General features: G+C 54.4%; 20 protein-coding genes. 12 read left to right on the plus strand and 8 right to left on the minus strand.

What is annotated here, in order from left to right:
• Positions 1–21: 21 nt before the first annotated feature.
• Positions 22–897, minus strand: a complete 876-nt coding sequence (locus tag JTA15_RS20160) for a phosphorothioated DNA-binding restriction endonuclease (RefSeq protein WP_219372639.1) — start codon at positions 895–897, stop codon at positions 22–24.
• A gap of 300 nt (positions 898–1,197) precedes the next feature.
• Between JTA15_RS20160 and JTA15_RS20165 the strand changes: the two genes are divergently transcribed.
• Positions 1,198–1,650, plus strand: coding sequence for a SymE family type I addiction module toxin (locus JTA15_RS20165; RefSeq protein ID WP_074147066.1), 453 nt, complete (start codon positions 1,198–1,200; stop codon positions 1,648–1,650).
• 95 nt (positions 1,651–1,745) lie between these two features.
• Here the strand turns inward: JTA15_RS20165 and JTA15_RS20170 are convergent, their stop codons facing one another.
• From JTA15_RS20170 to JTA15_RS20185, 4 genes are all read right to left on the minus strand, one after another.
• Positions 1,746–2,492, minus strand: a complete 747-nt coding sequence (locus JTA15_RS20170; RefSeq protein ID WP_219372640.1) for a cyclopropane-fatty-acyl-phospholipid synthase family protein — start codon at positions 2,490–2,492, stop codon at positions 1,746–1,748.
• Between the two features lie 10 nt (positions 2,493–2,502).
• Positions 2,503–2,760 (minus strand): YjhX family toxin, encoded by a 258-nt coding sequence (locus tag JTA15_RS20175; RefSeq protein ID WP_219372641.1) that lies wholly within the window; start codon positions 2,758–2,760, stop codon positions 2,503–2,505.
• A gap of 288 nt (positions 2,761–3,048) precedes the next feature.
• The gene (locus JTA15_RS20180; protein ID WP_219372642.1) at positions 3,049–3,621 is read right to left on the minus strand and encodes a DUF1349 domain-containing protein; all 573 of its coding nucleotides are present in this window, start codon (positions 3,619–3,621) and stop codon (positions 3,049–3,051) included.
• A 50-nt stretch (positions 3,622–3,671) separates the two neighbouring features.
• Positions 3,672–4,667 (minus strand): LacI family DNA-binding transcriptional regulator, encoded by a 996-nt coding sequence (locus tag JTA15_RS20185; RefSeq protein ID WP_020885349.1) that lies wholly within the window; start codon positions 4,665–4,667, stop codon positions 3,672–3,674.
• Positions 4,668–4,908: 241 nt separating this feature from the next.
• Between JTA15_RS20185 and JTA15_RS20190 the strand changes: the two genes are divergently transcribed.
• From JTA15_RS20190 to JTA15_RS20215, 6 genes are all read left to right on the plus strand, one after another.
• Positions 4,909–6,147, plus strand: a complete 1,239-nt coding sequence (locus tag JTA15_RS20190; RefSeq protein ID WP_014168436.1) for an MFS transporter — start codon at positions 4,909–4,911, stop codon at positions 6,145–6,147.
• Positions 6,148–6,166: 19 nt separating this feature from the next.
• A complete protein-coding gene (locus tag JTA15_RS20195; RefSeq protein ID WP_219372643.1) occupies positions 6,167–7,600 on the plus strand; it encodes a glycoside hydrolase family 32 protein in 1,434 nt (477 codons plus the stop codon).
• A gap of 92 nt (positions 7,601–7,692) precedes the next feature.
• Complete coding sequence (locus JTA15_RS20200; protein ID WP_014168438.1) at positions 7,693–8,958, plus strand: OmpG porin family protein; 1,266 nt, start codon at positions 7,693–7,695, stop codon at positions 8,956–8,958.
• A 14-nt stretch (positions 8,959–8,972) separates the two neighbouring features.
• A complete protein-coding gene (locus JTA15_RS20205) occupies positions 8,973–10,466 on the plus strand; it encodes a glycoside hydrolase family 32 protein (RefSeq protein WP_219372644.1) in 1,494 nt (497 codons plus the stop codon).
• A gap of 12 nt (positions 10,467–10,478) precedes the next feature.
• A complete protein-coding gene (locus JTA15_RS20210; RefSeq protein WP_219372645.1) occupies positions 10,479–11,492 on the plus strand; it encodes an OmpG porin family protein in 1,014 nt (337 codons plus the stop codon).
• A 108-nt stretch (positions 11,493–11,600) separates the two neighbouring features.
• Positions 11,601–12,551, plus strand: a complete 951-nt coding sequence (locus tag JTA15_RS20215; RefSeq protein WP_219372646.1) for an aminoimidazole riboside kinase — start codon at positions 11,601–11,603, stop codon at positions 12,549–12,551.
• 209 nt (positions 12,552–12,760) lie between these two features.
• Here the strand turns inward: JTA15_RS20215 and trpS are convergent, their stop codons facing one another.
• Positions 12,761–13,762 carry a tryptophan--tRNA ligase gene (gene trpS / locus JTA15_RS20220; RefSeq protein WP_219372647.1) on the minus strand — a complete coding sequence of 334 codons (1,002 nt, stop codon included), beginning with the start codon at positions 13,760–13,762 and terminating at the stop codon, positions 12,761–12,763.
• 199 nt (positions 13,763–13,961) lie between these two features.
• On the opposite strand from trpS, the gene JTA15_RS20225 reads away from it, so the two are divergent.
• A complete protein-coding gene (locus JTA15_RS20225; RefSeq protein ID WP_025205684.1) occupies positions 13,962–14,387 on the plus strand; it encodes a fosfomycin resistance glutathione transferase FosA2 in 426 nt (141 codons plus the stop codon).
• On the opposite strand, the gene JTA15_RS20230 is transcribed toward JTA15_RS20225, so the two are convergent.
• The gene (locus JTA15_RS20230) at positions 14,373–15,380 is read right to left on the minus strand and encodes a LacI family DNA-binding transcriptional regulator (RefSeq protein ID WP_163327017.1); all 1,008 of its coding nucleotides are present in this window, start codon (positions 15,378–15,380) and stop codon (positions 14,373–14,375) included. The genes JTA15_RS20225 and JTA15_RS20230 overlap by 15 nt on opposite strands.
• A gap of 185 nt (positions 15,381–15,565) precedes the next feature.
• Between JTA15_RS20230 and JTA15_RS20235 the strand changes: the two genes are divergently transcribed.
• Entirely contained in the window at positions 15,566–16,654 is a 1,089-nt protein-coding gene (locus JTA15_RS20235) for a cellulase family glycosylhydrolase (protein ID WP_032679554.1), read from the plus strand.
• Positions 16,655–16,699: 45 nt separating this feature from the next.
• Positions 16,700–18,094 carry an MFS transporter gene (locus JTA15_RS20240; RefSeq protein WP_219372648.1) on the plus strand — a complete coding sequence of 465 codons (1,395 nt, stop codon included), beginning with the start codon at positions 16,700–16,702 and terminating at the stop codon, positions 18,092–18,094.
• Positions 18,095–18,127: 33 nt separating this feature from the next.
• Here JTA15_RS20240 and JTA15_RS20245 read toward each other — a convergent pair whose 3' ends face one another.
• The gene (locus JTA15_RS20245; RefSeq protein ID WP_020885338.1) at positions 18,128–18,514 is read right to left on the minus strand and encodes a VOC family protein; all 387 of its coding nucleotides are present in this window, start codon (positions 18,512–18,514) and stop codon (positions 18,128–18,130) included.
• A 93-nt stretch (positions 18,515–18,607) separates the two neighbouring features.
• Between JTA15_RS20245 and JTA15_RS20250 the strand changes: the two genes are divergently transcribed.
• Positions 18,608–19,378 (plus strand): DeoR/GlpR family DNA-binding transcription regulator, encoded by a 771-nt coding sequence (locus tag JTA15_RS20250; protein WP_041162407.1) that lies wholly within the window; start codon positions 18,608–18,610, stop codon positions 19,376–19,378.
• Positions 19,379–19,441: 63 nt separating this feature from the next.
• Positions 19,442–20,044, plus strand: a complete 603-nt coding sequence (locus JTA15_RS20255; RefSeq protein WP_014168451.1) for an ATP-dependent Clp protease proteolytic subunit — start codon at positions 19,442–19,444, stop codon at positions 20,042–20,044.
• Positions 20,045–20,143: the final 99 nt, after the last annotated feature.

Raw genomic sequence — 20,143 nt, forward strand, 5'->3', positions numbered from 1 at the left:
GTTCGAGTCCGGCCTTCGCACTCACCCCCTATACACCTCCCTCCGATGCCATTCAACAAAACCCTCCCCTGGATAATTCCCTTTCACCATCGGCAGTGCTATCTGCTTCCCGGCGAAATCCCAGAAAAGTCTTCCTACAATCCCATTCCCATTGCCATTTACCGCCTCAGACACCAGAACCCGCAAACTGTCATCCAGCCCAATCGATCCCTTATCAAACGCTTTATGATGAATTGCACACAGCGCCAGCCCGTTCGGGATTTCACACGGCCCGCCAAACTGTTTCCACTTGATATGCGCGGCTTCAAGCGCAACGGAGGTGTTATCATGTCGCATGTTGAATCCGCAGATTGCACATTCATAGTTATAGGCGCGAAGCACCTGCTGGCGAAACAACGGATCGCGAACCTTACGGATCTGTTGAATATCAAAACCCATCTCATCTGCGATCTCTTCCTGGATGCTTTCCGGGAAATGCGCCTCAAGGATCTTCTGTGCCAGCGAGCCGATCAGCTTCTTGTTCTTTCTCAATAGCGCATAGTGTTCTTCATCAAAACCGCCAGCGACCTTATGTTCAACAAGCTCTTTTACCGGTGGTTGTTTGCTGCCAGTGGTGGAACAGATTTCACTGTTCTCAAGATCCCAGAATCCATCCCCTTTGAGCCGCCAGAAGGGCATGTTTGGGTAATGTTCTTTCCTGTCTGGACCAAAGCGTTCTAACAGGCTTAGCAGTTGAGCATGTACCTCGGTACCGTAATCAAACAGACGTGCATGCCCCTGCTGATAGTTCGCCAGCACATACAGAAGCAATAAGGGCTTATGCGGCGCACGCTGTTCGCCCTTGCGCCAGATGGTGATGTTGGCAATTGCCTGTTCGAGTGTTTTGCTGGAAGCCATCGCGTTACGGAAGAAGGTAAATAATTGCGATGATGCTCGCAAAACCCAGACCAATCAACCCACAACGAGCAAAAACATGGCCTTAGCGCACACAACACTATTTCCTGAATCCCCCTCGCAAATTCCAAATTTACCCCACACCAAACCGCTGTATTTATATTCAGCCTGGTATAATACGCATCAGAAATAACGCCGAACGGCAGAGTGAGTTTCACAGGAATTATTTACAACGAGACGCGATATGAAGGTGCTGCAACACCCCCATACCGCTAACCACAAGCAACTACTGAGGAGTTGAAAATGGCTGCGCCGAATTTTATGCCAGAGTTTACGGTTTGCAAAACAGAATCAGATGCTTTCACCGGCATGATTGAAAACCGCGAGCTGGTACGCAAAAACAGTACCCGCCGACTTCACGGCAACCAGACCAGTGCCGCGCCAGTCCATCCCCGCGCAGAAACGCCGGAAGCAAGTTCCGCCTGCTGTGAACTCTATGCCCGGATAGATAATAAATATCTTCCGCTGGGGGGAGACTGGCTAACCCGGGCAGGGTTTATCAGCGGTATGCCGGTTAAAATCCGGGTGATGAAAGACTGTATTGTGATCACGCCGCAGCATACAAGAGAATTATGGGGATGCCTGGAAGGGATGAGTGTGGTGAATATCAATAAACAAAAAGTCGCTCAGTGGTTAAAAACATTTCCAGGGGCGTTAAATGATACGGGCGATATCCCGGTGATTAAGCGCGGGTAAACGTGACGGAATCCGCGTTCATATTATCCTGAGCCGCCTTAATACCTGATGCGTGAAGGCGGTATAGTCGTTAAGGCTATACCGCCTGTTTCAGGCTATCGGGCAATCAACGCAAACACCCCCCAGCCAAAGTACTCTCGTGTGTAGGTGACGTGGCGTTTGGGCGCAATTGTCAGCTCCGCCCGAACTTCTTGTGCAAAGTCATCGTCAGGGTTTTCCGCCAGCCAGCGACGCAGGGTCATCCATTTCGCCGCTTCGTATCTGTCCCAGCCTTCCTGGTCTGCGAGGACCATTTCCACCAGGTCATAGCCCTGCGCGTCGAACGAGGCGACCAGGTCGGGCAGGGTGAGAAAGTCTGCGATGGACGAGACGCCGCAGGCCTGGGCTACCTCATCGCTCGCAGGAACCTGACGCCAGTAGGGTTCACCGATGAGTATCATCCCGCCAGGCCGGAGGCTTTTTGCCAGCAGCGCCATTGTTCCGGCGACGCCGCCGGCAATCCAGGTGGCGCCTACGCAGGCCGCCACATCACATTTTTCATCTGCGACGTATCCGGCCGCGTCGTCATGAATAAAGCGCACGTGATCGCTGACGCCGAGTTCGTCAGCACGGCGCGTTGCCTGTTCGGTGAAAAGTCGGCTCATGTCGATGCCRGTSCCSGTAATGCCRTGATCSCGSGCCCAGGTGCAGAGCATCTCSCCCGAGCCRCTGCCGAGATCGAGAATGCGCGTGCCAGGCTTCATGCGYARCACGCGRCCCAGCGTGGMGTACTTYTCYKSGGTGAACGGGTTRTGRATGCGGTGTTCGCTTTCRCTGAYGGTAAAAATACGTGGGATATCCATCATSCTCTCCTTARCGRTTATCTGGCTGKGCRCGAACGYTRTTCAGCCCGGTSGTGTTRATGCGGTAGGGCTGACCGTTGACGGACTTGATCAGCTTTTTGGTTTTGAGTTTTTTGAARRYGGCGAGSGTGCAGTCGGYGAGCAACAGCCCTTCGCGGSTGTAGCATTCAACGGCGGTGACGCGGCCWGASSTATCRCGRACGTGCGCAATACGWCCACCTTTGGCGAGAACGTGTAAGGTACGTTGTTCCTGACGGGATAAATTCATACTGGAAAAYCTGTTTAATCATCATGTGCAAAACGTGCAAACACACYGCGGTGTCCGCATTCGATTTCGGCGCATTGATAATCAGTCCGGCCTGAAAGGTCGGGGAGCTGATTATCGGATGATKACATTCTCCAGCATCAAAGCCTCGGGTTGAGTTGAGAGGTATTTACGGGGWGAATRATAWCACCTGTTTATTTTAAGGGAATGGTCGGGTGGGAAAAGTGTGATCCAGGTGGAAGCTCAGGCTGCGCCATCAACGGATCGTAGAACCGGATGGCGCGATGTAAATCAGCTGAGATCGTGCAGCGCTTTATCCATGGCCGGAGCGAGACTGAAATCACTTAACTCGACGGCTAAGCCGCTGCGTTCAGGCGTGCAGCACATGACACCGACTTTCACTGGCCCCGACGGGAAATGGCATAAACGCAGCAAAGGCCACGAAAGCCCGTCTGCTGAGTACTGTAACCGCAACGCGTCTCCCTTGCGGGTCAGGCGAAGCCAGAACTCCCTGGGGTTACCCGGGAAGATACCGGTTGCCCAGTCGGAGGCCTGTAACGTCAGTACGCTGCCAATGGCCGGCGCCCCATCATTGTATTCAATCCCGGCCTTGAGCCAGTGTTGCTCGTCCGACATCAGCATGATCCCCGCCTGGTCATAGAGCGTGCTGAACTCAGCGCGGATGTTAGTCTGAAACGTGAAATCACCCGCCGTGTCAGTCGCGTAGATGTGGCCCGAGAAACGCTCGAATCCGTACCACGTATGGCGCCAGAAATCGGTGTGGTCGTCGGTCACGACCGATAACGTGTTGTTCTCGCTATGCCATTCGGCCGGTTCGTTTATCCAGTAAAATTCGTTTTGCATAATGTCCCCATGTGACTGTCAAAAGGTCGTCGGTATGCGGCCTCTCTTGCTCAACAGGATTCGCGCCTGAGCCAGGGGCTCTCGACCAGCACTTTATCCCGGTGGGTGTCGCCATTGATAATGTGCAGGGTACTTAAGCGCCCAATCTCATAATGCGGCAGCTGGACCGTGGATAGCGGGGGTAAAAACAAATTTCCGATGCCGACAAGATTATCGTAGCCAAGAACGGCAATATCCTGTGGGATTCGGATCCCCTGCGTTAACAGCGTCTGATACACCATGAAGGCAATACGGTCGTTACCACAGATGACCGAATCAAATTGCGGTTTCCCCTGAACGATATGCGCCAGCAGCATCTCCGGAATATCCCGGTAGTGCTCATCGCCAAATTGCATATAGCAGTGTTCAAGCGTATCAGGATCGATACCGGCTTCACGGCAGGCGCGATCAAGCCCCTGACGGCGGCGACGCGTCGCCAGATGGTTGACAGGTAAATGCAGGCAGAGAGGGCGGCTGTATCCCGCCGCCAGCAAGGCCTGTACGGCCGTATACTGGCCTTGTTCATCGTCAGGTATATAGCTGGCAACCGGTTCTCCCATGTTCTCGCAGTTGGCCAGAACGCAAGGGTGCTCCAGTAGTCGGGGCGGGATGCTCACTTCACGCAGCCCCATGGTGGTGAAAATGATCCCCCCGGGCCGGTGGGCGAGCAGCAGGTCGACAATATCGTCAGGGTTATCATCGGTAAACATATTCACCACGAAGCTGTTCCAGCCGTACGCCCGTGCGGTTTCTTCGATAGATAGCGTGATTTCTACCGAAAAAGGGGTGGTGACGGTATCCAGCGCCAGCACGCCGATGGTTTTGTTCCGGGAGCCGACACGACGAACCTGCCGGGCTGAGAGGTCAGGCACGTAATTTAACTGCAGGATCGCCTCCTGCACCCGGGACAGGGTTTCAGGCTTTACGCGTTTCGGGTCATTGAGCACCCGGGAAACCGTCATGAGCGATACATTGGCCAGTTTGGCCACATCTTTTAAAGACGCCATAGCTTTCCATTATCTGAATGCATTCGACCCGGTAAGGTGTTGTGAGCCAATGCGAATGTCCTATTCTAGGCACCGACACCCAGGGTTACGCAAGTCACACTCAAAAGTTTGAGCGCGATCTCAACACATTAATGTTAACGTTAACTTTTGTGATTAACATCGAGTATCACATCAAAATCGAGTGTACGCCTGAAATGTTAACGTTACCATCTTAGCATATCCTTCTTGCGAGATTACGTAGATGAAAAAACGGCCTACTCGAAGTTACATGCTGCTCAGCGCTCTGCTGTTCTTTTTCTTTGTGACCTGGTCCTCATCAAGTTCACTTCTTTCAATCTGGCTTCACCAGGAAGTGGGGCTAAAGGCATCGGAAACCGGCATTATTTTTTCCGTGTTATCTGTCTCCGCGCTCTTCGCGCAGGTCTGTTATGGCTTTATCCAGGACCGACTCGGTCTGCGCAAACATTTGTTATGGTTTATCACCGCGTTGTTGATCCTCTCCGGCCCGGCTTATCTGCTTTTTAGCTACCTGCTGAGCGTTAATATTCTGCTGGGCAGCGTATTCGGGGGGTTATTTATCGGGCTGACGTTTAATGGCGGTATCGGCGTTCTGGAGTCCTATACCGAGCGCGTTGCGCGTCAGAGTACCTTTGAGTTTGGGCGGGCACGCATGTGGGGGTCTCTGGGCTGGGCGGTCGCCACGTTTTTTGCCGGGTTACTGTTTAATATCAACCCTGACCTTAACTTCCTGGTGGCGTCATGCTCAGGGTTAATCTTCTTCTGTCTGCTGGCCCGCTTAAAGGTGGCCGCACCGGCAAGCATGGAGAAACTCGAAATTGGTGCTAAAAAAGTTTCTCTGGAAGACGCCCTGCGTCTGCTTACTCTGCCGCGCTTCTGGGCGCTGATATTCTTCGTGGTCGGAACCTGCATTTACGGCGTATACGATCAGCAATTCCCGGTCTATTTCTCGTCACAGTTCCCGACATTACGAGAAGGGAACGAGATGTTTGGCTATTTAAACTCTTTCCAGGTCTTTCTCGAGGCCGCGGGTATGTTTTGTGCGCCATGGCTGGTTAATCGCATTGGCGCTAAAAATGGCCTGATATTCGCAGGTATGGTGATGGCGCTGCGCATGATTGCTTCCGGGCTGGTGGAAGGCCCCTTGCTTATCTCCATTACCAAACTGCTTCACGCGGTCGAACTGCCAATATTGTTAGTCGCCATATTTAAATACAACAGCCTGAATTTCGACAAACGTCTCTCCTCCACCATTTATCTGGTGGGATTTGCCTGCACCAGCTCCGTCATTGGCACCGTCTTGTCCCCGCTGGCAGGCTTTAGCTATGAGAGATTTGGCTTCGCCCAATCCTATCTGATCATGGGCATCATGGTGTTCAGCACCACGTTTATTTCCATTTTCCTTTTGCGCTCAACTAAATCCTCATCTGAGCCATCTTTTCTGCAGCAAAACGCTGTGTAATGTACTGAGAGTAAAGACGATGACATCCTTATTAGAACAGGCTGAACAGGTGCTTGAAAAAGCACAATCCGGGATTAATCCGCGCTGGTATCCGCGCTATCACCTCGCCCCTCGCGCAGGCTGGATGAATGATCCTAATGGCCTGGTATGGTTTGACGGCTGGTATCACGCCTTTTATCAACATCATCCCTATTCCCCGAAATGGGGGCCGATGCACTGGGGGCATGCCCGAAGCAAAGATCTGGTGCATTGGGAACATCTGCCCGTCGCGCTAGCGCCGGAAGGCCCGGCGGACAAAGACGGCTGTTTCTCTGGCTCCGCCGTGGTGGACGGCGATACGCTGGCGCTCATCTACACCGGACATAAATTTCACGGCCCGTCGGACACAGACGACAACCTCTACCAGGTGCAGTGTCTGGCGACCAGTCGTGACGGCATCCATTTTGAACGGCACGGCAGGGTGATTGATACACCGCCCGGACTGCATCACTTTCGCGATCCGAAGGTGTGGCGCGAAGGGGAGTTCTGGTACATGGTTGTCGGCTCCCGCGTGGAAAATACCGGCCAGGTGCGCCTGTACCGTTCCACCGATCTCCGCGAATGGCATGACGACGGTATTTTCGCCGAGGCTGATGAAGGCAAGGGCTTTATGTGGGAATGCCCGGATTTCTTCACCCTGGGAGAGAAGCGTGTCCTGATGTTCTCGCCACAGGGCATGGCGGCGGAAGGGTATCACTATCGCAACCTGTTCCAGAGTGGCTATTTACTTGGGGACTGGCAGCCAGGTCAACCGTTCACCCACAGCGGACAATTTACTGAGCTGGACCACGGCCACGACTTTTATGCCCCGCAGAGTTTCGTGACCCCGGATGGCCGACGCATTGTCATCGGGTGGCTCGATATGTGGGAATCACCGATGCCCGAACAGCAGGATGGCTGGGCCGGAATGCTCTCGCTTCCGCGCGAATTAAGCCTTGTCGATGGCCGGGTGAGAATGAAACCGGCTGCCGAAGTGACCGCGCTGCGTGGCAGCTATTATCCCACGCCCGTCCGCTGCCTGAACAATCAGAACGTCCTTGTCGCGGCAGATGCCGACGCGGTCGAAGTTCAGCTGGCATGGGATTTGAGCGCATCGACGGCTGAACAGTTTGGTATCGCATTGGGCGACGGGCTGAGAATTTACGTCGACGATCAGGCCGGGCGTCTGGTGGTGGAGCGTCGCTATCCGCAATATTCGCTGGAAGGCACGCGCAGTATTCCGCTACCAGCGGACAGCGTTCTGTCACTGCGAATTTTTATTGACCGCTCATCGGTGGAAGTTTTTGTTAACGATGGTGACGCTTGCTTAAGCAGTCGTATTTATCCGCAGCCGGGCAAGCGCGATATTTCATTGTTTGCAAATCAGGGGAAGGCCTCATTATACGATGCGGGATACTGGTCTTTAGATAAATAATTCTCCGTTCCGACTTGTTTCTTGCAGGGTGAGTTTTTATTTCTGCCAGTCTTTGGCTGGCATGTTATTGTCTGGAATAATGAGAGAGCAAAATGGATGAAAGCGTAATACCTCAAAATTGCATTACCGCGAAAGATAAAAACATATTTGTTCCAGGAAAACAGACGCTGGCATTAATGGTGACATTAGCGGCATTTCCTGCCATTGCTGAAGACGTTACAGGAAACTATCAAAGCTATTTTCAGGATGAATCAGACACCAACGGTACGAGTGTATCATCAGCCAATAACGGCAAAGAACAATCGTCCCTTCGTGCTTCGTCTTCTCCGGTTGCTGCAGGTCAAAAACCAGAACTCACGACCTCGTCAAAGCCCGTGACGTTATCGGCGCAAACGGAGAATAAAAAAGCGGAAGTGAAAAAGCGTCCTAAAGGGGATAACCCCGAAGACGTCAGTCTGTTGCGTTTAAGGCAGGAAGATCCACCGGTTCACTGGAACAGTATCGGTCGTAATATGGAAGTGGGTGGCCTGCATGGAAACATCGGGTCTCAGATAGAAATTGACGATGTTCGCTGGAGCAATAATAAGAAAAACAGCGGCAAGTTTAAACTCGCCACCATTCAGGCTTTTTTAAGGCACGATGAATTGCCTAACTGGTATTTCGGTTTCTGGAATGCCAGAGAAGACAGTTATAAAGGACAGTTTAGTAATCAGGACTATCAAGGCACCAATACCATCAATGAATTTTTTGTGGGCCATATTTTCGAAACCTGGCGAGGTAATATCGGTACGGAAGTTATGGTCGGCTCCGAAACGGCAACGAAACGCTGGAAAAACCGGTTCAAAGTCTGGCAGGACCTGCGACTGTCCAGCAAATGGAGCCTGGCCGGATACGCGTATGGCGAATACCAGCCTCAGGGGAACGAACCGGGGAATGGCGATCTGGAGCAGTACATTTTCGAAATTGAGCCAGCCATTCAATACCGCGTGAATCCGGATCTCGGACTCTATTTGCGACCCTATTATTACCATAACCGCCAGGAGCGTCAGAGCTGGGGCGATATTGTCGAAGAAGAATGGAAAGTCACGGCCGGACTCTGGCGAAACTGGTATCCATTATTAACCTCCCTGTATGTTGGATTTGGCCAGGACAAAATAGATAACGCCAGCAATGCCAGCGAAGTTTTCTATGACGGTCGGTATAAGTTTATCGGTGGCACGCTAAGTTATCCGGTATTTGGTGAAGTGCGATTATACGGTGAATTCAAAGCACAATTTACGAAAGAAACCGGACTTTGGACATCGACCGGTCACTCATGGAACCCGTTTACCGTGGTTGGCGTGAATTATAACTTCTGACATTCAGGTGTAGCATGAAAAAATTAATAGTTGCGGCATCTGTCGCGTTGCTTGCGCTTTCGCTCGGCAATAATCCTGCCTGGGCGCAGCCTTCGAAAGAAACATTACAGAATAAAAGTATCACCCATATTAATGGCTTTTTCCCGCGGGTTGACGGTTCATTTGTGGGCGACCCTATGCCCGTGTTTAACGATGGCAAATTTGATATTTATTATCTTAATGATGTCCGCGGCGGCAGCGATTTGGGGGTACATGCTTTTCATCTCTTATCGAGTGCCAACTTGTATGATTATCAGAGCCATTCCGAAGTGATCCCCTACGTTAACGACGTTGACGATCCTGAACTGTTATTGGGAACCGGTTCGATTATTAAGGTCGGCGATACCTGGCATGCCTGGTACACCGCACACAATGAAAATGTGTTCCCGGTTGAGTCTATTATGCACGCGACCAGTAAGGACCGCCTTCACTGGGTGAAACACCCGCAGGACACCATTTTACCCGGCGGTAACTATCGGGGTAATGATTTCCGGGACCCTCACGTCGTTTGGGTTGAGGAAAAGAAAGAATACTGGATGTTAATTACTACCCGCAGTAACGGTCGTGGGGTTATTGCCCGGTACAGTTCAACGGATTTAACGCACTGGGAAGATCGCGGCGTATTTTTTGATAACGACACCATCACCAGCAATGCCAACCTCGAATGCCCGACACTGGTTTACTTCAACGGACGCTGGTATCTCAGCTTTAGCGACCAATGGCCGTTACGCCTGACACAATACCGGGTTGCGGATAATCCGGAGGGGCCGTGGCGGAAACCGGGCAATTATGTGGTCGACGGCTCGGGTTTTTACGCGGGGAAAATGGTACTCAAAAACGATCGGCTGTTTGTTTTCGGCTGGATCCCGACGAAAGCCGGTAACCGTGACAGCGGCAACATTGACTGGGCAGGGAATCTGGTTGCACATGAGCTCACCGCAGATGATCAGGGCCAGCTCAACAGCATCCTGCCCCAGGAGCTTCAGAAGGTCATCAGTGAGAATCCTGGTCCGGTGACCACCTTAACGAGCACCAAAACGCTTAAAACGGCCACGTCGTTCGGCCCCTTACAGTCGGCGCTGTACCCGGCCTTGCCTGAACGCGGTGAGTTGAGCGCAACCATCGATGTTCCTTCTGCCGGAATGGTGATGAGCTTTGGTCTGACCGACGACAGAGTCAGTGATGCGATGCTGAACGTTGTGTTCAATAAGAGCAAAGGAAAAGTCTATTTTTTCAACGCGCCGCTCGCGTCGATTCATCAGGCTAACGCGGAATCCTGGGTGGATGTTCCGATCGGGGAAAAAATTGAGTTACGCGTTCTCATTCAAAACTCAATTGCTGTCTTTTATATAAACAATAAAGCGGCATTCAGTACCCGGATGTATTCCATGCAGGAGAAGCCGTGGAGTATTAGCCTGCCTCAAAACGACCATTTTCACGCAACGTTGAAAATAAAAGAAATGATTTAACGGGATATTATTATGAAAAACTATCATGCCCTGTCTGTTATTTTTGCTCTTCTGTTTCCCGCGCTGGCGAATGCGAGCATGAGCATCATGAAGGATCCCTCGGGAAAGGTTGTTGCCGTGGACCCGTGGTCCTATCTGGATGAAGAGGTAATGTGGACCTCAGCCCGCTCCTCCAATCCTGCCGGTGGCCGCGTTCATGGCCAACTGAAGATGAAATATGCCATTGAGGACAATAACTGGCGTAACAGCCATTTCCACAACGGGAATGATTCACTGACGTTTGTACAAGGCGTGATGCGACACGATGCGTTACCCGGTTGGTATCTGGCTTTCTCTGAGGGCAGAACCACCCACTATAACGGGACGTGGGAGGATCAGTCTTACCTTAGCCAAAACCAGTGGACTCAGTTGATCATCGGCCATGAATATTTTTACAAACGTCTGCGCTATGGCTGGGATGTCATGGGTGGAAGCGCCTCAATCGAGGACCGCTGGCAAGGCCGCGTTAAGTTCTTTACCGATCTTCGGGTTACGGACAATTTCTCATTCTTTAACTATTTGTATCAGCAGATCGATCACCGCCGCAGCGGTGGATCGCAAAATGACCGCGACGTGCGTTCATTTCAGATTGAGCCTGGCGTGCAATATATTATTAATAACACTACCGGCGTCTGGTTCCGCCAGCAATTTGCCTCTGCCGTTTTAGACAGGGCGCAGTGGGGCGATATTGACGAAAAAAGCTGGACCACGTCTGTCGGCGTCTGGCGCAACTGGGGGAAATTATCCACAACGCTCAGCGGCGGGTATGGCCATTATAAGAAATACAATGCGCAGCCTGAAGATGGCGAAGTCTTCCAGAATACCCGCAACCGCTTCCTAAAGGTATCGGCGAATTATCCTTTGACCTCTCGTTTTACCGTGTCCGGAGAAGTTACTGGCTCGTTGATAAAACAGGACGGAAGCTGGGTGACCCACGGTGAGGCTGTTACCACCGAATATAAGCTGATGCTGGATTATAACTTTTAAACCGTATGCCTGGATAATCCATGGCACCTGTTCACGCTTAAGCATTATTAAAAAACTGACCTTCCCGCAGGTCGCATTTAAAAAGTTAATTATTATTGAGGAAATGTCATGAATATCTGGACTCTTGGCGATGCAGTGGTGGATCTTCTACCGCTTTCAGACATGCAATATCAGGCCTGCGCAGGAGGTGCCCCGTTCAATGTGGCAATTGGCGCTGCGCGTCTGGGCTGCCAGAGTGGTTTTATTGGCCGGGTCGGTGAGGATGACTTTGGTTATTTTCTGAAGAAAACGCTGTCTGACGCAGGCGTTTCAACCGAAAGTCTGCAGTTGGATAATCAGCACAGAACCAGCACGGTATTGGTCTCTCTGGGCCGCGCTGGCGAGCGTGGATTTACCTTTTTAACCAACCCTTCCGCGGATCAATTTTTAACACCCGATGCGCTGCCCGACTTTAGCGACGATATTCTGCACTTCTGCTCTCTGGCCCTGGTCGCCGAAACGTGTCGTCATACGCTCGTCACCGCCATCAGCCATGTAAAACAGCGTGGGGGATTACTGAGTTTCGACGTGAATTTACGGGAGCAAATGTGGCCCGATAAGCATGAAATGCTCGAGACGGTGCGTCATTTCGCCGCGCAGGCCGACATTCTTAAACTCTCGGAAGAAGAATGGCACTGGATGATAGGCTCTCACGATTTTTCCCATGCTCTCAACGCTCTCAATGCTCTGCCCGCGCAACTCAAAGTCGTGACCTACGGTGAGCAAGGTGCCATGGTGCTGTGGCGCGACAGCGTTATTCATTTCGACGGTTATACCGTCAACAGTGTTGATACAACCGGGGCTGGCGACGCGTTTGTCGCAGGGTTGCTGGCCTGGATTGCACATCGCGGGATGCCGCAGAATGTTGAACAACTCCACCAGTCCATTGCTCAGGCCAGCGCCTGCGGTGCCCTCGCGACAACGCGCAAAGGGGCGCTGACCGCGCTACCTGATACCAACGCACTCAATACCTTTATCACTCGATTCTCGCTACCGGATTACGAGGTGAAAAAGGGCTAAACAGGGTGAGAACATGTTTTGTTCTCATCCTGGATATCAGCGCCGTCCAGACCATTGAGCAGGGCGGCTAGCCGCATCGGTAGAGATATCCCCTGACGCCATCCCTCCAGACTTACTACCGCCGCCACTGCTGCGAGAGTGCGGTGGTTCTGGTTGTGAAGGCCACAGATGCGGCGCCGACTGAGGAGAAGACGACTGTAATCGCGAGTTCAAAACACCGGCACCCCCAGCCCAACCTTCACTTCCCTCAGCGTTCCCTGCGTCACCGCCTGCGCCCGTTCGGTGCCGCGCTTCAGCATCGCCATCAACTCCCCTTTATCCTGCAAGTACATCGCCCTCCGTTCCCGCATCGGTGCAATCAGCTCCTGCAGGTACGCCTCGAGCTCGTTCTTGCATGCCCGGTCACCCAGTCCGCCCGCCTGATAATGCGCCTTCATCGCTGCCACTTTCGCTTTGTCCGGATGAAACGCGTCGAGGTAGGTAAACACCACGTTTCCCTCAATCTGCCCCGGGTCGCTCACCTTCAGGTGGTTCGGGTCGGTGTACATGGCGCTGACCGCACGGTGAATCGTCTCTTCACTGGCGGAAAGGTGCAGGGTGTTGCCCAGCGATTTTGACATCTTGGCGCTGCCGTCGATGCCGGGCAGGCGGCCGGTGTCGCTGAGCATCGCTTTGCAGTGGCGCAGCACCGGGGCAGGCAAGAGGCTGTTCATCTTGTGCACAATCTCATTGGTCTGCTCAATCATCGGCAGTTGGTCGTCGCCGACGGGGACGCACTCGGCTTTGAACGCAGTGATGTCCGCCGCCTGGCTGATGGGGTAGGCCATAAAACCGACCGGCAGCGAGCGGGCAAAGCCTTTCTGCGCAATCTCATTTTTCACCGTCGGGTTACGCTCGACGCGGGCGACGGTGACGATGTTCATATACAACATTGTCAGCTCGGCGAGAGCGGGCAGGGCGGACTGCAGGCAGAGTGTCGTCAGGTTCGGGTCGATGCCGGCGGCGAGGTAGTCGGCGAGCACTTCAGGGATGTTGTCGCGGATTTTTTGCGGGTTGCTGCCGTTGTCGGTCAGCCCCTGCAGGTCGGCAATCAAGACATACTGGTTATGCGTCTGCTGTAGCGCCACGCGCTGGCGCAGCGAACCGACGAAATGGCCCAGGTGCAGCGGGCCGGTTGGGCGGTCGCCGGTGAGGATGGTTTGAACGTTCATAAAGACTCCTTAATGTGCAAGTGCCGAAAGGGGTCTTAGAAATGCGAAAGCCGCCTTTCGGCGGCTATCTGAAAATGGGGAAAACTACTCCATGCCGCCTTTAAGAAGGCAGCCACCAGCGGTTTACGGTGAGCACGGCGTGGTTTATGTTCATGAAGTTACCGTACCACGTCTGGCGCAAAAAACAAAAGGGCACGTCATGCTGCAATCACTCAACCATCTGACCCTCGCGGTCAGCGACCTGCAAAAAAGCGTTACCTTCTGGCACGAGCTGCTGGGGCTGACGCTGCACGCCCGCTGGAATACCGGGGCCTATCTTACCTGCGGCGATCTGTGGGTCTGCCTGTCCTATGACGAGGCGCGCGGTTACGTGCCGCCGCAGGAGAGCGACTATACCCATTACGCGTTTACCGTTGCGGCGGAAGATTTTGAGCCGTTCTCGCACAAGCTGGAGCAGGCGGGCGTTACCGTCTGGAAGCAAAACAAAAGCGAGGGGGCATCGTTCTATTTTCTCGACCCGGACGGGCACAAGCTGGAGCTGCACGTGGGCAGCCTCGCCGCGCGGCTGGCGGCGTGCCGGGAGAAACCCTATGCCGGAATGGTCTTCACCTCAGACGAGGCTTGAGGTCCGTACCTTCAGCCTGCCCGCCAGCGTCACGTGGGTGGCGGCATCTTCCTGATTGCACAGGTACTCCACCGCCAGCCGTCCCAGTTCGCTGTAGGGAAGCTGGATACTGGTCAGCGGTGGGGTGAGTTGCTCAGAGATCTTCTGGTCGTCGTAGCCCGCCAGCAGCATATCCTGCGGGATGCGCACGCCGTTTACCGCCAGCGCCTGATAGCAGCCGATCGCCAGCCAGTCGCTGGCGCAGAAGATGGCGTCCGGGCGTTTGTCCAGCGCCAGCAGAGAGGTGGTGGCGGTAAAGGATTCGCTGAACTGCCAGTTGGTCTGGCGCACCAGACTCTCGTCACAGGCTAAACCGGCCTGCTGTAAGGCGGCCTGATAGCCGGCCAGCCGCTGGCGGGAGGCCTCCATCCAGCTCTCGCCGGTGATGTGGGCGATACGCGTTGCACCGCAGGCGATCAGGTGTTTGGTCACCTGGAAGGCGTTGGCGTAGTCGTCCGGAATAAACGACGGCAGCAGCGGCGAGCCGGGGTCGCGCTGATTGAGCAGCACCAGTGGAATGCGGGTGCAGTCCTGAAAAGCGGTCATGTCGACAAGCGTGGTAACGGGGGAGGCGAGGATAATCCCCACGCAGTTACGCTTCTCCAGCTGGCGGATAATGTTCAGCGCCAGCTCTACGTCATCACCGTAGTCGTACACCGTCAGCAGCGCTTCGTTGCGCCATGCGGCTTCCCGCGCCTGACTGATGGCATCGATAAAGGGATCAAAGCTTTGCAGGGAACTTACCAGCAGGGCGATTTCCTCCTGGTTGCGCGGGGCGTGAATGGCAGGCAGGCGGTCATAACCGAGCTCGGTCGCCACGCCGATCACCCGCTGGCGGGTCTCGTCGCTGAGCTTGATGTTACGGGACTGGTTGAGCACCAGCGATACCGTCGCCTGCGACACCCCCGCCGTCCGCGCAATATCGTTCATCGTGACTTTTGTTTTTCGCTTCATCCGTCCTCTCCCTCTCGCGACACCGCATCATACCCTAACTGTTCGCTTACGCGCCGTCGATCACGTTTCTTATTCGCGCCTGCATGAACTTTGTGAAGGCTGTCGCTTTTCGGAGCGTCATGAATTGCGCATTTATCCCGCAACTAATATTTATTAGCTAAATATTATCAGTAAGAGGACGCGTAATGAAAGAGCAGTGGAGCAGGGAGCAGGCACAGGCGTGGTATCAGCAAAAAGGCTGGCTGTGTGGGTTTAACTATTTACCGTCGACGGCGGTGAACTGGACCGATATCTGGCAGGAAGAGACCTTCGATGCCGATACCATCGATCGCGAACTGGGCTGGGCGGCGGAGGCGGGCTACAACACCCTGCGCATCAACCTGCCGTTTATTGTCTGGGAACACGACCGCGACGGCCTGATGGCGCGCATCGACGCGTTTCTGGCGATGGCCGACAGCCACGGGTTCAGCACCATGCTGACCCTGATGGACGACTGCGGTTTCTCCGGCGATGAACCGTATCTGGGGCCGCAAAAGCCGCCGGTGCCGGGCAAGCACAACAGCCAGGCGGCAGCGAGCCCGGGGCGCGATAAAGTCTGCGATCCCGACTGCTGGCCGCAGATTGAGCGCTATATCCGCGACGTTATCCGCCAGTTCCGCGACGATGAGCGCGTACTGCTGTGGGATCTGTATAACGAGCCGGGCAACCGCGGCATTTTTGCGACCGGTACGCAGGAGGTGCAGTACGACGCGAAGCTGGAGACCTGCGCGCATGAGCTGATGAAGCTGGCGTTCCGGTGGGTGCGTGAAGAGGATCCCACTCAGCCGCTCACCGTCTGCGCGTGGCGTCTGCCGGCGGAAGAGGAGGGCGAGACGTTTTATCAGCATCCGCTGGATCAAACCGCGCTGGCACTATCCGACGTGGTGAGCTTCCACGCTTACACCAACACCGGACGTATGACCGCGATTATCCAGCAGCTGCAGGCGCTTGGGCGGCCAATCTTCTGCACCGAATGGCTGGCCCGCCACGTGGGCAGCACCCTCGAGGAGCAGCTCCCGCTGATGTACACGGCGAAGGTCGCGCCGTATCAGTGGGGGCTGGTGCGCGGTAAAACCCAGACGTGGCTGCCGTGGCCGGTGGTGATGAAGGAGTCTACGGACTACTGCCGCCTCTGGTTCCACGACGTCTTTGAGGAGAACGGTATCCCGTTCTCGCGCAGTGAAATGGCCTTAATGAAGAAGCTCCGTAAGATCGCCCCGAAAGCGCAGGGCTAATAATATCGACCCGGCGGCCTGCCGCCGGGCAACCAGGTACGTACTATGGCAATGACAATGAAAATACCGTCTCGCGAGTTGTGGTCTTATTTTGGTTATGGATTAGGTCAGTGTTTTAGCTTTGGTTTAGTGGGTTCGTTTATTAACTATTTTTACACCGACGTGCTGGGGATTTCGGCGCTGGCGGCGAGTACCATCTTCCTGATTGCCCGCGCGTGGGATGCGGTTCACGACCCGCTATTTGCCAGCATAATGGACACCATTAACACCCGGTTCGGCAAGTTTCGCCACTTTTTGCTGATCGCCCCGTTACTCATTACCGGCGTCACGCTGCTGTCGTTCTATAAAATCGAAGCGGACATGACCACCAAAATTCTCTACGCCGGGGTGACGTACATTCTGTGGGGAACGCTGTACGCCATCTCTGATATCCCGTTCTGGTCGATGTCGTCGGTGATGACTAACGACTCCGGGCAGCGCACCCGTGCGGTGACGGCGGCCATGCTGGGGGTTAATGCCGGGATTGCCTGCGCCAACATTTTCTTTCCGAAACTGGCGGCGTTCTTTGCCCAGTACAGCAACGACAAAGGCTATTTTATGGCGGCGCTGGTGATGATGCTGGTCGGCCTGCCGCTGATGCTCAACGGCTTTATGCAGATTAAGGAGCGTGTGCCGCCGAGTCCGGAAAAGGTGACGATACGTGACACCTTCCATAACCTGCGCCAGAACAAGCCGCTGTTTATCGTGCTGCTTTCGTTCTTCTTCTGCGTGTTCCATAACGTGGCCGGCGGCCTCTACATCTACTTCTTTATCAACAATATGGGTGACGGCAGCCTGCAGATGGCGATCGGCGTGATGGGGATTATGGCGGCGGTGGTGTGTCTCGTCGCCCCGACGCTGACGCGCAGGATGCAGAAGCGGAAGCTGTTTATGATCCTCTGCGGGCTGGATGTCGCGGTACGCGTGGTGATGTGGTTTGTGGGCTATCAGCAGACGGCGATGCTGTTTATCCTGCTTGGCCTGAGTACGCTGTTTGTGATGATGTCCAACATCCTCACCTCGTCGATGATTGCCGACACCATTGAGTATGCGGAGTACCACACCCACAAGCGCTGTGCGGCGATCACCTTCTCCGGACAGACCTTTACCGGCAAGATGTCGGTGGCGGTCGGCGGTGGGCTAATCGGCGTGTTTCTGACGATGATCGGCTATGTCCCGCAGGCGCAAACCCAGAGTGACGGCGTGCTGTCGGGGCTGTTCTTTGGTATCTGTCTGCTGCCGGCCATCGGCTCGCTGATCCGGCTTGGGTTCATGTCGCGCTTTACCTTTACCGAGGAGAAGCATGCGGAGATTTGCCGGTTGCTGGCGGAACGTCAGCACGAGAAAGCGCAGCAACGTGAGGACGAGGAAAATCTGGCGCGCCCGGCCACGGTGAATTAAACATTAACGCCTGCATGGCAGGCGTTATGGCTTTTACTCTCCTGTGAGCTCAATCCGGTTGCCGTCCGGGTCCGCAATCACCGCCTCATAAAACCCATCCCCGGTCATGCGGGGGGCGCTGAGCAGGGTGCCGTTTGACTGCGCCTGCGCCGCCATACGGTCCACATCTGCCTGGCTGCCGACGTGAATGGCGATATGCGCCCAGCCAATAAACTCCGGATGAGCCGGGGCGTCGGGCAGGTCCGGCACCGTCATCAGTTCAAGGGTTGGCCCGCCATCCAGAGTAATAAAATGTGACGCAAAGCCCGGGCGATTTTTGCTGAGGTAGCGTTCATTACGGCGTCCGCCAAAAACCGTTTCCCAGAACTGTACCTGTGCATCAAGGTGTCGGGTCCAGAGTGCAACATGGGCAATGTTCATTGTTATCCTCGCGGTGAGTGCTGATTGACAGAGCACGCGCAGTGCAACATTATGCGCTTTGATGCTCGGTTTTGTTATTTTAAAGGACTTATAATGCTCGATTATGCTGCTTTTCCGGAGCAACGACAAGCGCTGATCCGTCAGATCCTTCAGGAGAGCGGAAGGGTGGTGTGCACCGAACTGGCGACACAAATGAAGGTCTCCGAGCACACCATTCGCCGTGATTTACATGAGCTTAGCAAAGAGGGCTTCTGTAAAAAGGTCTACGGTGGCGCGGTACTTCAGCTGCCGGATGCGGGGATATTTAGCCGCCGCGAGCAGGAAAACAGTGCACAAAAAGCCACAATCGCGCAGAAAGCGGCAACGCTGATCAAAGCAGGTGGCTGTATCTTTATGGATACGGGCACCACCAATCTGGCGCTGGCGAAAGCCCTTCCTGCCGAACTCAGCGTGACGGTGGTGACCAACTCCCCGGCCATCGCGACCGCGCTGCTGCAACATCCGCTGTGTGAGGTGATCATCACTGGCGGGCAGATCCAGCGGGCGTCCGGCGCGACGGTGGGTGCCACGGCTGCAAGCCAGCTTGAGGGGATTATCTTTGATCAGGCCTTTATCGGTGGCTGTGCGATGGATCCTGAGATGGGGCTGACCGGCTTTGATTTTGCCGACTGTGCGTTCAAAAAAGCGGTGATCGCCCAGAGCAACCAGACCATCGTGGCGTTGACTGCTGACAAGCTTCCCGGCGTGGCGCGCTTTGTCGTGGCAAAGAGCCGGGACATTGATGTGCTGGTGGTGGACGCGAATATTAAACAGGACGTTATCGACGCGTTTGCGGCGCAGGATGTTCGCATTGTGTGCGCCTGAGGACTTTGACCGGTAAAACAGGCTACACTCTGGTTTTGAGCGCTAAATGCTGAGGACATAACAATGCACTACACACTGAAAGAAGGCGATAAGGATAAAGCGGAAGGGTCAAACGGCGCGGGCGCGCTGCAGCAAAAACTGCTCGAGTCCCGCTCGATTGTTATCTCCGGTGAGATCAACCAGGAACTGGCGCAAAAAGTCATTACCCAACTGATCCTGCTGCAAAGCGTGAGCAACGATCCGATCAAGCTGTACATCAACAGCCAGGGTGGTCACGTGGAAGCGGGTGATACCATCCATGACTTCATCAAGTTCATCCGTCCGGACGTACACATCATCGGTACCGGCTGGGTGGCGAGCGCCGGGATCACCATCTTCCTGGCGGCGAAAAAAGAGCATCGCTACTCTCTGCCCAACACCCGCTTTATGATCCACCAGCCGCTGGGTGGCGTGCGTGGTCAGGCGACGGATATTGAGATTGAAGCGCGCGAGATCATCCGCATGCTGGATCGCGTGAACAAGCTGATTGCGGACGCCACCGGCCAGCCGCTGGAAAAAGTGAAAAAAGACACCGACCGCAACTTCTGGATGTCTCCGGCAGAAGCGCTGGACTACGGCATTGTGGGTAAACTGATTACGCATTATGACGATCTGAAGCTGGATTGATCCCTCAGGGCCGGACGTTTGCGCCGGCCTTCTCCTCTCGTTTGACCCATGACAAGTTCCCCCTGGACCGTCTCCCCTATAATCGCGCCTGTTTACCCT

The sequence above is a fragment of the Enterobacter sp. BIDMC 29 genome, from assembly GCF_019378755.1.
Taxonomy (GTDB): domain Bacteria; phylum Pseudomonadota; class Gammaproteobacteria; order Enterobacterales; family Enterobacteriaceae; genus Enterobacter; species Enterobacter ludwigii.

Coding starts and splice junctions, on each gene's coding strand:
- JTA15_RS20160 (WP_219372639.1), bottom strand. CDS start 897: ATGGCTTCCAGCAAAACACTCGAACAGGCAATTGCCAACATCACCATC.
- JTA15_RS20165 (WP_074147066.1), top strand. CDS start 1,198: ATGGCTGCGCCGAATTTTATGCCAGAGTTTACGGTTTGCAAAACAGAA.
- JTA15_RS20180 (WP_219372642.1), bottom strand. CDS start 3,621: ATGCAAAACGAATTTTACTGGATAAACGAACCGGCCGAATGGCATAGC.
- JTA15_RS20185 (WP_020885349.1), bottom strand. CDS start 4,667: ATGGCGTCTTTAAAAGATGTGGCCAAACTGGCCAATGTATCGCTCATG.
- JTA15_RS20190 (WP_014168436.1), top strand. CDS start 4,909: ATGAAAAAACGGCCTACTCGAAGTTACATGCTGCTCAGCGCTCTGCTG.
- JTA15_RS20195 (WP_219372643.1), top strand. CDS start 6,167: ATGACATCCTTATTAGAACAGGCTGAACAGGTGCTTGAAAAAGCACAA.
- JTA15_RS20200 (WP_014168438.1), top strand. CDS start 7,693: ATGGATGAAAGCGTAATACCTCAAAATTGCATTACCGCGAAAGATAAA.
- JTA15_RS20205 (WP_219372644.1), top strand. CDS start 8,973: ATGAAAAAATTAATAGTTGCGGCATCTGTCGCGTTGCTTGCGCTTTCG.
- JTA15_RS20210 (WP_219372645.1), top strand. CDS start 10,479: ATGAAAAACTATCATGCCCTGTCTGTTATTTTTGCTCTTCTGTTTCCC.
- JTA15_RS20215 (WP_219372646.1), top strand. CDS start 11,601: ATGAATATCTGGACTCTTGGCGATGCAGTGGTGGATCTTCTACCGCTT.
- trpS (WP_219372647.1), bottom strand. CDS start 13,762: ATGAACGTTCAAACCATCCTCACCGGCGACCGCCCAACCGGCCCGCTG.
- JTA15_RS20225 (WP_025205684.1), top strand. CDS start 13,962: ATGCTGCAATCACTCAACCATCTGACCCTCGCGGTCAGCGACCTGCAA.
- JTA15_RS20230 (WP_163327017.1), bottom strand. CDS start 15,380: ATGAAGCGAAAAACAAAAGTCACGATGAACGATATTGCGCGGACGGCG.
- JTA15_RS20235 (WP_032679554.1), top strand. CDS start 15,566: ATGAAAGAGCAGTGGAGCAGGGAGCAGGCACAGGCGTGGTATCAGCAA.
- JTA15_RS20240 (WP_219372648.1), top strand. CDS start 16,700: ATGGCAATGACAATGAAAATACCGTCTCGCGAGTTGTGGTCTTATTTT.
- JTA15_RS20245 (WP_020885338.1), bottom strand. CDS start 18,514: ATGAACATTGCCCATGTTGCACTCTGGACCCGACACCTTGATGCACAG.
- JTA15_RS20250 (WP_041162407.1), top strand. CDS start 18,608: ATGCTCGATTATGCTGCTTTTCCGGAGCAACGACAAGCGCTGATCCGT.
- JTA15_RS20255 (WP_014168451.1), top strand. CDS start 19,442: ATGCACTACACACTGAAAGAAGGCGATAAGGATAAAGCGGAAGGGTCA.